11 protein-coding genes and 1 tRNA gene are annotated in these 12,155 nt (G+C 74.2%); 8 read left to right on the forward strand and 4 right to left on the reverse strand.

What is annotated here, in order from left to right:
• A partial coding sequence (locus ACQRUO_RS35325; RefSeq protein WP_428320253.1) for a ThiF family adenylyltransferase occupies window positions 1–614 on the reverse strand: 614 nt, incomplete at its 3' end.
• Between the two features lie 538 nt (window positions 615–1,152).
• Between ACQRUO_RS35325 and ACQRUO_RS35330 the strand changes: the two genes are divergently transcribed.
• Window positions 1,153–1,713, forward strand: a complete 561-nt coding sequence (locus tag ACQRUO_RS35330; RefSeq protein WP_428320254.1) for a M48 metallopeptidase family protein — start codon at window positions 1,153–1,155, stop codon at window positions 1,711–1,713.
• A gap of 76 nt (window positions 1,714–1,789) precedes the next feature.
• Here ACQRUO_RS35330 and ACQRUO_RS35335 read toward each other — a convergent pair whose 3' ends face one another.
• Both ACQRUO_RS35335 and ACQRUO_RS35340 read right to left on the reverse strand, forming a co-directional pair.
• Window positions 1,790–2,356: an NUDIX hydrolase gene (locus ACQRUO_RS35335; protein ID WP_428320255.1), complete on the reverse strand. Its 567-nt coding sequence runs from the start codon at window positions 2,354–2,356 to the stop codon at window positions 1,790–1,792.
• On the reverse strand, window positions 2,353–3,861 hold the full coding sequence (locus tag ACQRUO_RS35340; protein WP_428320263.1) for a zinc-dependent metalloprotease: 1,509 nt from the start codon (window positions 3,859–3,861) through the stop codon (window positions 2,353–2,355). Before ACQRUO_RS35340 ends, ACQRUO_RS35335 begins: the two co-directional genes overlap by 4 nt.
• Window positions 3,862–4,060: 199 nt before the next feature.
• On the opposite strand from ACQRUO_RS35340, the gene ACQRUO_RS35345 reads away from it, so the two are divergent.
• The 4 genes from ACQRUO_RS35345 (at window position 4,061) to ACQRUO_RS35360 (ending at window position 7,399) form a co-directional block, all read left to right on the forward strand.
• Window positions 4,061–5,209 carry an NAD-dependent epimerase/dehydratase family protein gene (locus ACQRUO_RS35345; RefSeq protein ID WP_428320256.1) on the forward strand — a complete coding sequence of 383 codons (1,149 nt, stop codon included), beginning with the start codon at window positions 4,061–4,063 and terminating at the stop codon, window positions 5,207–5,209.
• 132 nt (window positions 5,210–5,341) lie between these two features.
• Window positions 5,342–5,782, forward strand: coding sequence for a molybdenum cofactor biosynthesis protein MoaE (locus ACQRUO_RS35350; protein WP_428320257.1), 441 nt, complete (start codon window positions 5,342–5,344; stop codon window positions 5,780–5,782).
• Between the two features lie 294 nt (window positions 5,783–6,076).
• Complete coding sequence (locus ACQRUO_RS35355) at window positions 6,077–6,277, forward strand: hypothetical protein (RefSeq protein WP_428320258.1); 201 nt, start codon at window positions 6,077–6,079, stop codon at window positions 6,275–6,277.
• A gap of 42 nt (window positions 6,278–6,319) precedes the next feature.
• Entirely contained in the window at window positions 6,320–7,399 is a 1,080-nt protein-coding gene (locus ACQRUO_RS35360; RefSeq protein WP_428320259.1) for a YlbL family protein, read from the forward strand.
• A 113-nt stretch (window positions 7,400–7,512) separates the two neighbouring features.
• On the opposite strand, the gene ACQRUO_RS35365 is transcribed toward ACQRUO_RS35360, so the two are convergent.
• Window positions 7,513–8,076: a PPA1309 family protein gene (locus tag ACQRUO_RS35365; protein WP_428320260.1), complete on the reverse strand. Its 564-nt coding sequence runs from the start codon at window positions 8,074–8,076 to the stop codon at window positions 7,513–7,515.
• A 288-nt stretch (window positions 8,077–8,364) separates the two neighbouring features.
• On the opposite strand from ACQRUO_RS35365, the gene ACQRUO_RS35370 reads away from it, so the two are divergent.
• The 3 genes from ACQRUO_RS35370 to ACQRUO_RS35380 all read left to right on the forward strand — a co-directional run.
• Window positions 8,365–11,391, forward strand: coding sequence for a UPF0182 family protein (locus ACQRUO_RS35370; protein WP_428320261.1), 3,027 nt, complete (start codon window positions 8,365–8,367; stop codon window positions 11,389–11,391).
• An 86-nt stretch (window positions 11,392–11,477) separates the two neighbouring features.
• Window positions 11,478–11,551: transfer RNA gene (locus ACQRUO_RS35375), tRNA-Met, on the forward strand.
• Between the two features lie 200 nt (window positions 11,552–11,751).
• The coding region (locus tag ACQRUO_RS35380) for an AfsR/SARP family transcriptional regulator (protein WP_428320262.1) at window positions 11,752–12,155 on the forward strand (404 nt) is incomplete at its 3' end.

Consider the following 12,155-nt stretch of genomic DNA (forward strand, 5'->3'; position numbering starts at 1 on the left):
GAGGCCCGGGGCGGCGCGGCCCCCGGCAGCCCGGCGGCCCGCCGCACCACCTCGCGGGCCGCGGCGACCCTGGTCCGCCCGATCTCCTGGGCCGGGATACCGCCGGGCGCACAGTCCTCCGGCGCCACCCGCCCCTGGTCCACCACCCGCACCTCGCCGACCCCGGCCGCCGCCAGCACGGCCGCCACCGCCGCGCCGACCCGCCCGGCACCGCGCACCTCCACCCGCAGCGCCGTCCGCCGGGCCAGCGCCTCGGCGCCGCCGCCGGGCCGGGGATGGAGCAGCGAGAGCGAGGCGAGGTCGGGGGCGAGCAGCTCCCGCCGGGTGGGCGGCAGCTCGGCCAGCGCCTGCTCGACGGCGACCGCGTCGTCCAGCAGGCCGGTCTCGGTGAGCGAGTGCAGCGCCTGGGCGACGTAGGCCGGGGCCAGCCCGAGGCCCTCGGCGGCGGCCTCCAGCGCCGGGCCGTCCCGCTCGCCGTCGAGCAGGCCGAGGAAGGCGCAGTAGCGGTCGTCGGCGCGGTCCACCACGTGGGCCCGCTCCGGCGCGGTGCCCAGCTGCAGCGTCTCCTGGTCGCGCCAGGCCCGCGAGAGTGCCGACTTGAGCATCGGGCGCATGGCCGCCTCCCCTCTCCGTGGCTTTGGGTAGCCAGTCGATTGCCTTGGGTGAGAGAAGCGTGCCCGACCTGGGAGAATTCGCCAAGCCGGTTATCCACAGGCGGTGGAGAAGGTCTGATCAGCTGGTCATCGGGTCGGCTTCGGCGGGCGATCGGGGCAGGCCGCGACCGGTCTCCGCTGGTCTCAGCCGGTCAAAGCCGGGGCGGGACCGACCCCGATCAATGTCGGGAACAATTCGGCCGGGGCAGCGGACTTCTGTCGGTGCCAGCGGGTAACGTCGTGTGCCATGGCAGCCGAACGGGATTCCAAGCCCTCGGCGTCGTCCCGGCGTGCCCGTGCCGCGGCCGCGCCGGGGGTCGCGACGCCCGGTACACGCGGGCGGCCAGGCGCGGCGGCGCACCCCACCCCCGCGCACCCCTCACCGGCCCACCCTTCGCCAGCGCACCCCTCACCGGCCCACCCTTCGCCAGCGCACCCCTCACCGGCCCACCCCGGAGGTCAGCACCCCGCCGGCCAGCACCCGGGTGCGCCCGGCCCGGTGGAGGTCCGCCGCAGCGCCCGGCGCAGCCGCACGGTCTCCGCCTACCGCGAGGGGGACCGCACCATCGTGCTGATCCCGGCCCGGATGTCGCTCGCCGAGGAGCAGCGCTGGGTGGCCCGGATGCTGGACCGGCTGGCCGCGCAGGAGAGCCGCCGCACGCTCGGGGACGACGCGCTCGCCGCCCGCGCCGACCAGCTCTCCGCCGCCTACCTGGGCGGCCGGGCCCGCCCCGACCAGGTCCGCTGGGTCACCAACCAGAACTCCCGCTGGGGCTCCTGCACCCCCAGCGAGCGCTCGATCCGGCTCTCCCACCGGCTGCAGGGCATGCCCGAGTACGTGCTGGACTACGTGCTGCTGCACGAGCTGGCGCACCTGCTGGTGCCGGACCACGGCGCGCACTTCTGGGCGCTGCTGGAGGCCTACCCGCGCACCGAGCGGGCCCGCGGCTACCTGGAGGGCGTGGCCTCCGCCCCCCGGCTGCCGCACATCCCCGGTGCCCGCGGCGGCGGTGCGCCGGTGCCGCCCGACCCGCCCCAGCCGGGCGAGGTCTGCGGCTGACCCAGGGCGACCGGCAGGGCCCCGGAAGGCAAGCCGGCCGGGCCCGGGCGAGCCGGGCCCACCAGGAGCCGGAGCCTCAGCCCACCAGCTTGCGGGCCAGCGCGACCAGCTCCCGCACCGAGCGGTCGGTGTCCGCCGGCAGCTCGTCGTAGCCGAACCAGCGCAGGTCCAGCGACTCCTCGCTGATCAGCTCGCGGGCGCCGGCCGGGGCCAGGGCCAGGTACTGGACGTCGAGGTGGGTGTTCTCCGGCCGGTCCTTGCCGGCGCAGCGGACCTGGTGGCGGTCCAGCTTGACCGGCAGCGGCCCGCCCTCGCCCTCGCCGGCCGCCAGCCGCAGCTCGGCGATCCCGGACTCCTCGACCGCCTCGCGCAGCGCGGCCGCGGCGAGCGTGTCGTCGCCCGGCTCGCAGTGGCCGCCCATCTGCAGCCAGCGCCCGACCTTGGGGTGCAGGGTGAGCAGCACCCGCCCGGCCACCCGGTCGACCACCAGGGCGCTGGCGGTGATGTGCGCGGGCAGGCAGGAGCGCCACAGGCCGTCCTGGTGCGCCGCCAGGTGGTCCAGGTAGTCGCGGCGCAGCTGCTCCTGCTCGGCCCCGTCGGCCGTCCAGGCGGTCAGGGCGCGGACGGCATCGGCGTGCATCATGCGTTCGGGTCGTCCTTCTCGGGGTCGCGCTTCTCGGGGGCGTCCTGCTCAGGCGCGTCCGGCTTCCGGTCCTGGATGGTGCCCGCCGCGGCCTCGCCGAGCAGCTTGTCGATCGCGTCGAAGTCCAGACCGCCCTCGACGGGCTCGGCGCCGCCCCGGTGCACGAAGCCGTCCGGGTCGTCCAGGTCGGCTGCGGTGGGCAGCATGTCGGGGTGCTGCCAGAGGTCGTCGCGGCCCTCGATGCCGCGGGCGTCGGCCAGCGAGGCCCAGAGCCGGGAGGCGTCGCGCAGCCGGCGCGGGCGCAGCTCCAGGCCGACCAGGGTGGCGAAGGTCTGCTCGGCGGGGCCGCCGGTGGCCCGGCGCCGGCGCAGCGTCTCGCGCAGCGCGGAGGCCTGCGGCAGGTGCGGCTCGGCGGCGGCGTGCACCACCGCGTCGACCCAGCCCTCGACCAGGGCCAGCGCCGTCTCCAGGCGGGCCAGCGCGGCCTTCTGCTCGGGGGTGTCCTCGGGCTGCAGCAGCCCGCCGGCCAGCGCCTCCTGCATGGCCTCCGGGTTCTCCAGGTCGAGCCGGCCCATCAGCTCTTCCATCCGCGAGGTGTCGACCTTGATCCCGCGGGCGTAGGCCTCGACGGCGCCGAACAGGTGCGCCCGCAGCCACGGCACGTGGGCGAAGAGCCGCTGGTGGGCGGCCTCGCGCAGGGCCAGGTAGAGCCGCACCTCCTCGGCCGGCACGCTCAGGCCCTCGCCGAACTCGGCGATGTTCTGCGGCAGCAGCGCGGCCTTGCCGGCCGGCGCCAGCGGCAGGCCGACGTCGGTGGAGCCGAGCACCTCGGCGGCCAGCGCACCGAGCGCCTGGCCGATCTGGGTGCCGAACATCGCGCCGCCCATCGAGCGCATCACGCCCATCAGCGGCCCGGCCATCGCCTGCATCTCCTCGGGCAGCACGCCGCCCATGGCACCGGCGACGCGCTCGGCGACCGGGTCGACCAGCTCCTGCCAGATCGGCAGGGTCGCCTCGATCCACTCGGCCCGGCTCCAGGCGGCCGCGGTGGCCGAGGAGGAGGGGAACTCGGTGACCGTGTCCAGCCAGAGCTCGGCGAGCCGGACCGCCTCGGCGACCGCCGAGTGCTCGGCGGTGCTCACCGAGCGGTCCTTGCTCCTGCCCTCGGCCGGCTCGGCCACCACGCTCTGCCGCGCGATGTCCTTGGCCAGCTGCCAGTTGACCGGCCCGCCGTCGAACGAGAGCATCTGACCGAGCTGCTGGAAGGCGGCACCGAGGTCGTTGGGGTTGAGCCCGCCCATCATCGCGGCGAACGGGTTGTCACCGGCGCCGGGCGCGCCGCCCATGCCGAACAACGCGCCGAAGGGGTTGGCCGCACCGAAGCCGAAGGCCGGCTGCCCGGGCTGCTCGCCGGACTGCCCCTGGTCGTCCTTCTTGCCGCCCTGGTCCTTGCCCTCCTCGGGCTCCTCGGGCGGGACACCGAATCCGAAGGGGAGGTCGCTCACTGGGTCCTCGATCTGGTCGGCCGTCACGCGCTGGGTGGTGTGGCGGGAAAGCAGGTGGGGGGTCACTGGTCGGGCAAAGCTGGGTGCGGTCGGCGGGGCGCGCCCGTGCCGGGTGCACCGCCACGCCCGCTCCTCGGGCAGGATGGACCGTACGTGACACTCGTACGTACGCACATAAGCTAACCGTGGAGGATGGCCGGTGAGTTCCCCGCCTTCGGACGTTCGCTCTGGGCTGACCGGAGGCGGACCGGACCAGCCGGTCCCGGAGCCCGCGCCCCCAGCCTACGGCGGGCGACCGCTCACCGTGGCCGTCACCGGCGCGGCCGGGGTGCTGGGCGAGCGGGTCACCGCCCGGTTGACCGCCTCCCCGGCGGTGCGCAAGGTGCTGGCCATCGACGACCGGCGCGGCGAGGCGACCGGGGTGCAGTGGCGGGTCCTGGACGTGCGCGACCCGGCGGTGGCCGAGCGGCTGCGCGGGGTGGACGTGGTGGTGCACCTGGCGATGGACCTGAACATGGAGTCCGACCCCAGGGCCCGCAGCGCCTACAACGTGAGGGGCGCGCAGACGGTGCTCACGGCGGCGGCCGCCGCCGGCGTGCACCGGGTGGTGCTCTGCACCTCCGCGATGGTCTACGGCGCGCTGCCGGACAACGAGGTGCCGCTGGCCGAGGAGTCCGAGCTGCGGGCCACCGAGGAGGCCAGCCTGGTCGGCGACCTGCTGGAGATCGAGCGGCTGGCGCACCGGGCGCCGCGGGCCCACCCGGGGCTGCAGGTCACCGTGCTGCGGCCGGCCGTGGTGGTCGGGCCGGGCGTGGACACCGTGCTGACCCGGCACTTCGAGGCGCCCCGGCTGCTGGTGGTGGCCGGTTCGCGGCCGTGCTGGCAGTTCTGCCACCTGGACGACCTGGCCCGGGCGCTGGAGTACGCCGCGCTCGGCCTGGTCGAGGGCGAGGTGACGGTCGGCTGCGACGGCTGGCTGGAGCAGGAGCAGGTCGAGGAGCTCTCCGGGATCCGCCGGATGGAGCTGCCGGCCTCGCTGGCCCTGGGCACCGCGGCCCGGCTGCACCGGCTCGGCCTGACCCCGGCGCCGGCCGGGGACCTGGCCTACACGATGTACCCGTGGGTGGTCTCCGGCAGCCGGCTGCACGAGGCGGGCTGGCGGCCGCGGTACAGCAACGAGGAGGTGCTGGCCGAGCTGCTGGCGCAGGTGGCGGGCAAGCACGCGGTGGCCGGGCGCCGGCTGGGCGGCAAGGAGGCCGCCACCAGCCTGGGGGCGGCGGGCGCCACGGTGGCCCTGGTGGGCACGGCGGCGCTGGTCCGGCGGGCCCGCAAGCGGCGCCGGTACTGAGCCCGGGCGCCGGGCCGCGGGCACCCTCCGGTGTCCGCGGCCCGGCGTCGTCCGGTGCCCGCCGCGGCCCGGCGGTGCCTTGGACGACCCCACAATTGCCCTCGCCGACCAGGCATGACGGATCATGGGAGCATGTCCGAGAACCTCGATCCCATCCGTCTGCTCGCGATCCGCGAGACGCCGCTCTCCCTCGACGAGGTGTACGCGGCGGTCGGCGACGACGCGGCCGGCGGTACCGCGATCTTCGTCGGGACGGTCCGCGACCACGACGGCGGCCAGTCGGTGGCCGCCCTGGAGTACAGCTGCCACCCGAGCGCAGAGCAGGAGATGCGCCGGATCGCGGAGAAGGTGGTGGCCGACCACCCGGTGCGGGCGCTGGCCGCCGTGCACCGGATCGGCAAGCTGGCGATCACCGACGCCGCCGTGATCGTCGCGGTCTCCTGCCCGCACCGCGGGGAGGCGTTCGCCGCGGCCCGCAAGCTGATCGACGACCTCAAGCACGAGGTGCCGATCTGGAAGCACCAGGTTTTCACCGACGGCCGGGAGGAATGGGTCGGCGCCGGCTCCTGCTGAGGCCGCCCCCGCGGGCCCGCCGGCCCGCATCGCGGCCCGCCACCCGTCGGGCCCGCCACGCCGCCCGTCGGTCCGCCACCCGTCGGTCCGCCACCCGGCAGCGGGCGCGGAACCCGTTCGGGCGCAGTCGCGTGCCCACCGGCGACGCGCGGTTCGCTCCGTGGAGTGGTGCCGGACACCCGGGCGTGACCCGACCGGCGTCCCGGCCGTTCTCCGGCCAGGCGGTTAATGTGCTGATAGGCACGACGCCTGCTGACGTGCAGGGCCACGGCGGACCGAAACGGAGGACCGGACATGGGGGCACTCGCCTGGTTGGGCATCCCCGTCGTTGCGGGCGTGCTCGCCGCACTCTGGGCGGCCTGGGCCGCCCGCCCGCCGAAGGCCACCGGGGACGGCGCCTCGCTCGCCGAACACCAGCGCTTCCTGGCCGCCATGGAGCGCAGCACCGTCGGCCGGTCGGCCGGCGGCGGTTCGGACGGCCCAGCTTCTTCCTAGCCCGACGGGCGCCACCCAGCGTCGGTCCCGTACTGTCATGGCATGCCACGCCGCTCTGCGACGATGCTCGCCGCCACCCTGATGCTCATAGCGCTGCTGTGCGCCTCCGTGTTCATGAACGTGCCGTACACGGAGCTGAGCCCCGGGCCGACCTACAACACGCTCGGCGCGCAGGACAAGGCCGGTACCCCCGTGATCAGCATCTCCGGGCACCCGACCTATCCGACCAGCGGGCACCTGAACATGACGACCGTCCAGGTCACCGGCGCCGACTACCAGCCGAGCCTGGTCTCGGTGGTGACCGGCTGGCTGCGGTCGGACGTGCTGGTGGTGCCGCACGACTCGGTCTACCCCAAGGGCCAGACCGAGCAGCAGGCGGACCAGCAGAACGCCGAGGAGTTCGCCTCCTCGCAGGACAGCGCGAAGACGGCGGCGCTGACCCAGCTGGGCATCCCGGTCGGCACCGAGGTGGTGATCGGCTCGGTGGTGGCGGGCGCACCGGCCGACGGCAAGCTGCACGCGGGCGACCGGATCACCGCCGTGGACGGCACCGCGATCACCGACCCGAACCAGGTGGCCGACCTGGTCACCAAGCACAAGCCGGGCGACCCGGTGGTCTTCACCGTGGTCCCGCAGGCCAAGGACGGCATGAACCCGGCGCCGTCCGACGAGACCCAGGTGACCGTCCCCACCACCACGTCGCCGGCCAGCGGCAAGGCCTTCGTCGGGATCCAGCCGGAGGTGGACCACACCTTCCCGTTCAAGATCGACATCGGGCTGCAGGACGTCGGCGGGCCGAGCGCCGGGCTGATGTTCTCGCTCGGGGTGATCGACAAGCTGACCCCCACCGACCTGACCGGCGGCAAGTTCGTGGCGGGCACCGGGACCATCGACGACAAGGGCAACGTCGGGCCGATCGGCGGCATCTCGATGAAGGAGATCGCGGCCCGCAACGCCGGCGCCCGGTACTTCTTCACCCCGAGCGACAACTGCACCGAGGCCGCCGCGAACACCCCGAGCGGGCTGCGGCTGATCAAGGTGAGCACGCTGGACGACGCGCTCAAGGCGCTCGGCCAGATCCGGGCCGGGCAGGACTCGGCGCTCGCGTCCTGCTCGAAGTAGCCTCCCCGGCCGCCGGAGCGCGGCTCGCCTCCCGCGACAGCACGACGGCCCGACAGCACGACGGCCCGGACCGCAGCAGCGGTCCGGGCCGTCGTCGTGCGGGGCGCGGTGGCTCAGGCGAAGGTGGCCAGCAGCGCCTTGGTCAGCCCCGGCACCAGGTCGGGGCCGGTCAGCACCTCGCGGGCCAGGTCCTTCTCGCGCAGCCGCAGCGCGATCTCGCGCTTGCCGTCGCGCAGCACGGCCGCGGTGATCCGCACCTCCTGGCGCTGCGGGTGGTTGGCCACCCAGTCGGCCAGCTGGGCCTCGGTGGCCCCGGCCGGGCGGCTCTTCTCGGCGCCCGGCGGCAGCATCAGCCGCTCCACCACCAGCGCGCAGCCGGCCACCATGTCCGGCCAGGCGATGGTGCCGAGGAACTCGTCCAGTGCCATGCCGCTGGGCAGCTCGTCCTGCTCGACCGGGGTCAGCGAGCCCTCCGCGTCGTCCTCCAGCCCCAGCTGCTTGGCCACCTTCGGGTCGGTGCGGCGCAGCTTGGCGCTGTCGACCAGGGCGAACAGGCGGGCGGGCTTGTCCCAGCCGAGCCCCGCGACGTACTCGTCGATCTCCAGGGCGGCGCGGGTGAGGGGGGAGGCGGCCGGCGGCAGGCCGTCGGCGGTGGGGGTGTTGCTGGCATCGGACATGGCCCCATCCTCACACGTCGGGGCGCCGGGGCGGTCCCGGACCCGCGCGGCACGGGCCGCCGGTCGGGGCCGTCGGTCGGGCCCGCCGGTCGGCCCGCGGCGGTGCCGTGCGGGCGCCGGGCGCACCGGGCTCGGGGGCCCGGCCGACCTCGGCCCGGGAACTCGGTGAGAGCCTGATTAAGTTGCTCTCCGGGAGGCGCCGGCAGGCGTCGCCCGCAGTGCCGCCCGTCCACCGCCCGTCCGAGTCCCGTGACCCGCTACCGCAGAGGTGCCGCCTTGGTGTTCCAGATGCCCGATCGGGGAGGCCAGGGCTTCCGGCCGCGCGTCGGCCCGCCCTCCCGCCGCGCCAGGGTCCTGCTGTTCTCGGTGGGTGCGCTGGTCCTGCTCTTCGTGGCCTTCCTGCTCTTCGCCGGTCTGTGGACGGACTGGCTCTGGTTCAGATCGGTCCACTACGCGCGGGTCTTCACGACCGAGCTGTGGACCAAGGCCGGGCTGTTCGCGGTCTTCGGACTGGTGATGGCGGTGACCACCGGCATCAACATCTGGGTGGCGCACCGGCTGCGGCCGCCGCTGTCGGCGATGTCGATCGAGCAGCAGAGCCTGGACCGCTACCGGATGGGGATCGCGCCGTTCCGCAGGTGGCTGCTGATCGGCGTCTCGCTGCTGGTCGGCCTGGTCGCCGGGGCGGCGGCCTCGGGGCAGTGGCGGCTGTGGCTGCTGTGGACCAACGCCACCGACTTTGGCGTGAAGGACAGCCAGTTCCACCTGGACGCCGCGTTCTACGCCTTCGACCTGCCCTGGTACGAGTTCCTGCTCGGCTTCGCGTTCAGCGCGGTGGTGGTCGCGCTGGTGGCCGCGCTGCTGGTGCACTACCTGTACGGCGGCCTGCGGCTGCAGGGTCCGGGCCGGCGGGTGGGCAGCGGTGCGCAGGGCCACCTCGCGGTGCTGCTCGGCCTGTTCGTGCTGCTCAAGGCGGTGGCCTACTGGCTGGACCGGTACGCACTGGCGGTCAAGACCGGCGCCTACAAGGGCGTGCCGGGCTACACCGGGCTGCGCTACGTGGACGCCAACGCGGTGCTGCCGGCCAAGACCATCCTGTTCTGCGTGGCGATCATCTGCGCGCTGCTCTTCTTCCTGACCCCGATCCGGCGGACCTGGGCGCCGGCGCTGATCGGCTTCGGCCTGCTGGCGCTCTCCGCGGTGCTGATCGGCGGGCTCTACCCGGCGATCGTGCAGCAGTTCCAGGTCAAGCCGAACGAGCAGGCCAAGGAGACCCCGTACCTCAAGCAGAACATCGACGCGACCAGGCAGGCCTACGGGATCGCCGGGGTGCAGACGCAGGTCTACCCGCCCAGCGCCGGTGCGGACCCCGGCAAGCTCCAGCAGGACAGCACCACCATCTCGGACATCCGGCTGCTCGACCCCAACCTGGTCTCGCCCACCTTCCAGCAGTTGGAGCAGCAGCGCTCCTACTACGGCTTCCCCGGCACGCTGGACGTGGACCGCTACCCGAACGCGGACGGCAGCGTGCAGGACACCGTGATCGGGGTGCGCGAGCTCAACCCGTCCGGGGTGCAGCAGCACAACTGGATCAACGACCACTTCAAGTACACCCACGGCTACGGCGTCGTCGCGGCCAAGGGCAACGCGGTCAACGGCAACGGCCAGCCGGTGTTCACCGAGTCGGGGCTGCCGGCCACCGGGGCGCTGGGCGACTACGAGCAGCGGATCTACTACGGCGAGAACACCACCACGTACTCGATCGTCGGCGGCTCCAACCACGAGATCGACAACACCGCCGACGGCGCCACCCAGACCTACCAGTACACCGGCGACAGCGGGGTCTCGCTGGACAACCCGATCACCCGGGCCGCCTATGCGGTGAAGTTCAGCGAGCCGCAGATCCTCTACTCGGGGGCGATCACCGACGGCGCCAAGGTGCTCTACGACCGCACGCCGCAGCAGCGGGTGGCCAAGGTCGCGCCCTGGCTGGCGGTCGACGGCGACCCCTACCCGGTCGTCCAGGACGGCCACGTGCTCTGGGTGCTGGACGGGTACACCACCTCCGACGGCTACCCGTTCTCCTCCAAGACCACGTTGGGCGACGCCACCAAGGACTCGCTGAGCGGTGCCCGCGGCGCGCTGAGCGGCGACGCCGACCAGGTCAACTACATCCGCAACTCGGTCAAGGCCACCGTGGACGCGTTCACCGGCCAGGTGACGCTCTACCAGTGGGACGACAGTGACCCGGTGCTGAAGACCTGGATGAAGGCCTTCCCCGGCACCGTCGAGCCGAAGAGCGCCATCCCGGCCGGCCTGCTGCCGCACCTGCGCTACCCGCAGGACCTCTTCAAGGTGCAGCGCGACCTGCTGGGGATGTACCACATGACCGACCCGAACGCGTTCTTCAACGGGACGGACATCTGGCAGGTGCCGAACGACCCGACCAGCGGCGGCAACCAGGCGCAGCCGCCGTACTACCTGACCCTGCGGATGCCCGACATGTCCGCCGCCACCTTCTCGCTGACCAGCACCTTCGTGCCCAGCGGTCGGCCCAACCTGGCGGCGCTGATGTCGGTGGACTCCGATCCGGGGCCGGACTACGGGAAGATCCGGATCCTCAGCGTGCCCAGTGACAGCAACACACCGGGGCCCAGCCAGGTGCAGGCGAAGTTCAACTCCAACTCGGCGGTGGCCAGCGCGATCACCCTGATGAAGAACGGCAGCGATGCCAACCTCGACTACGGCAACCTGCTGACCCTGCCGGTGGCCGGCGGCTTCCTCAACGTGGAGCCGGTGTACGTGAAGGGGAGCGGGTCCAACTACCCGGTGCTGCAGAAGGTGCTGGCGGTGTACGGCAACGACAACGTGGCCTTCGCGGGCGACCTGCCGACCGCGCTGACCCAGGTGCTCGGCTCGGCGCCCGGGGCCACCCCGGTGGCGCCGGGGGGTGGTTCCGGGGGTTCGGGCACCGGTGGCGGCGGCACCGGGAGCACGGTGAGCACGCCGCCCTCGGGTGGCGGCGCGGTCTCCCCGGCGCTGCAGCAGGCGCTGGCGGCGATCCAGAAGGCCGACACCGACGCGCAGAACGCCTTCAAGGCCGGGGACTGGGCCGGGTACGGCGCGGCCCAGAAGGAGTTGCAGGACGCGATCGGCGCGGCGCTGGCGGCGGAGCAGAAGGCGGACGGCGGGGCGGGGCCGGCGCCGTCGAGCTCCGCGTCGCCCGCCGCCCCGCCCACTGCGGCGGCATCCGCGAGCCCGGCGGCGCCGCCCGCCGCGCCGCCGGCCCGGCCCTCGGCCACGCCCTCGCCGTAGCCCGTGAGCTGCGCCCCTGCGCCCGCCGCCCGATCGGTGGTGTGCGCAGGGGGCGCCGCGGACGTGCTATGGTTGAGACACAACGACGCGGGGTGGAGCAGCTCGGTAGCTCGCTGGGCTCATAACCCAGAGGTCGCAGGTTCAAATCCTGTCCCCGCTACTGAAGTCGAAGGCCCGGAGGTTCACCTCCGGGCCTTCGGCGTTTTCGCGTTCGGGTGCTTGGGGGGTGCGGTGCGCGACGAGCTGGTTGTCCGTCGCACGACAAGTTTTCCGGCGCATGTGTTGACGCCGCCTCTGGTCTAGTCCACTGTGGCCCCACTCCGCGGACCGCTTCCGCGGGGCCGGAGGGGAGCGGAGGGCATGGTCGCGCGGGCCGGAGCGGGCGGGTTGCTCCGCTATGAGCTGCTCGGGCCGCTGCGGGTCAGCCGGGCCGGCGTGACCCGGTCGCCGGGCCCGGCCATGCAGGGCGCGGTGCTGGCGGTGCTGCTGCTGCACGCCAACGAGCCGGTGCCCCGGGAGCAGATCGTGCAGGCGGTCTGGGGTACCCGGGCCACCGCCAACTCGGGCGCCCTGGTGGTGACCTACGTCTCCCGGCTGCGGCGGGTGCTGGAGCCGGAGCGGGCGCGCCGGGCCGCGGGCGCGGTGCTCGGCTCGCACGGTGCGGGGTACCGCCTGGCGGTCGGGGCCGGGCAGCTGGACCTGCACGAGTTCGAGGCGGCCCGGCGCCGGGCCCGGGACCAGCGGGCGGCGGGCGAGGCGGCGCG

It is taken from the genome of Kitasatospora sp. LaBMicrA B282 (genome assembly GCF_050325825.1).
In the GTDB taxonomy this organism is placed as follows: Bacteria; Actinomycetota; Actinomycetes; order Streptomycetales; family Streptomycetaceae; genus Kitasatospora.

Excerpts from the sequence above, each read along its gene's own strand:
- ACQRUO_RS35335 (WP_428320255.1), bottom strand. The coding sequence starts at position 2,356 with ATGATGCACGCCGATGCCGTCCGCGCCCTGACCGCCTGGACGGCCGAC.
- ACQRUO_RS35350 (WP_428320257.1), top strand. The coding sequence starts at position 5,342 with ATGTCCGAGAACCTCGATCCCATCCGTCTGCTCGCGATCCGCGAGACG.
- ACQRUO_RS35355 (WP_428320258.1), top strand. The coding sequence starts at position 6,077 with ATGGGGGCACTCGCCTGGTTGGGCATCCCCGTCGTTGCGGGCGTGCTC.
- ACQRUO_RS35360 (WP_428320259.1), top strand. The coding sequence starts at position 6,320 with ATGCCACGCCGCTCTGCGACGATGCTCGCCGCCACCCTGATGCTCATA.
- ACQRUO_RS35365 (WP_428320260.1), bottom strand. The coding sequence starts at position 8,076 with ATGTCCGATGCCAGCAACACCCCCACCGCCGACGGCCTGCCGCCGGCC.
- ACQRUO_RS35370 (WP_428320261.1), top strand. The coding sequence starts at position 8,365 with ATGCCCGATCGGGGAGGCCAGGGCTTCCGGCCGCGCGTCGGCCCGCCC.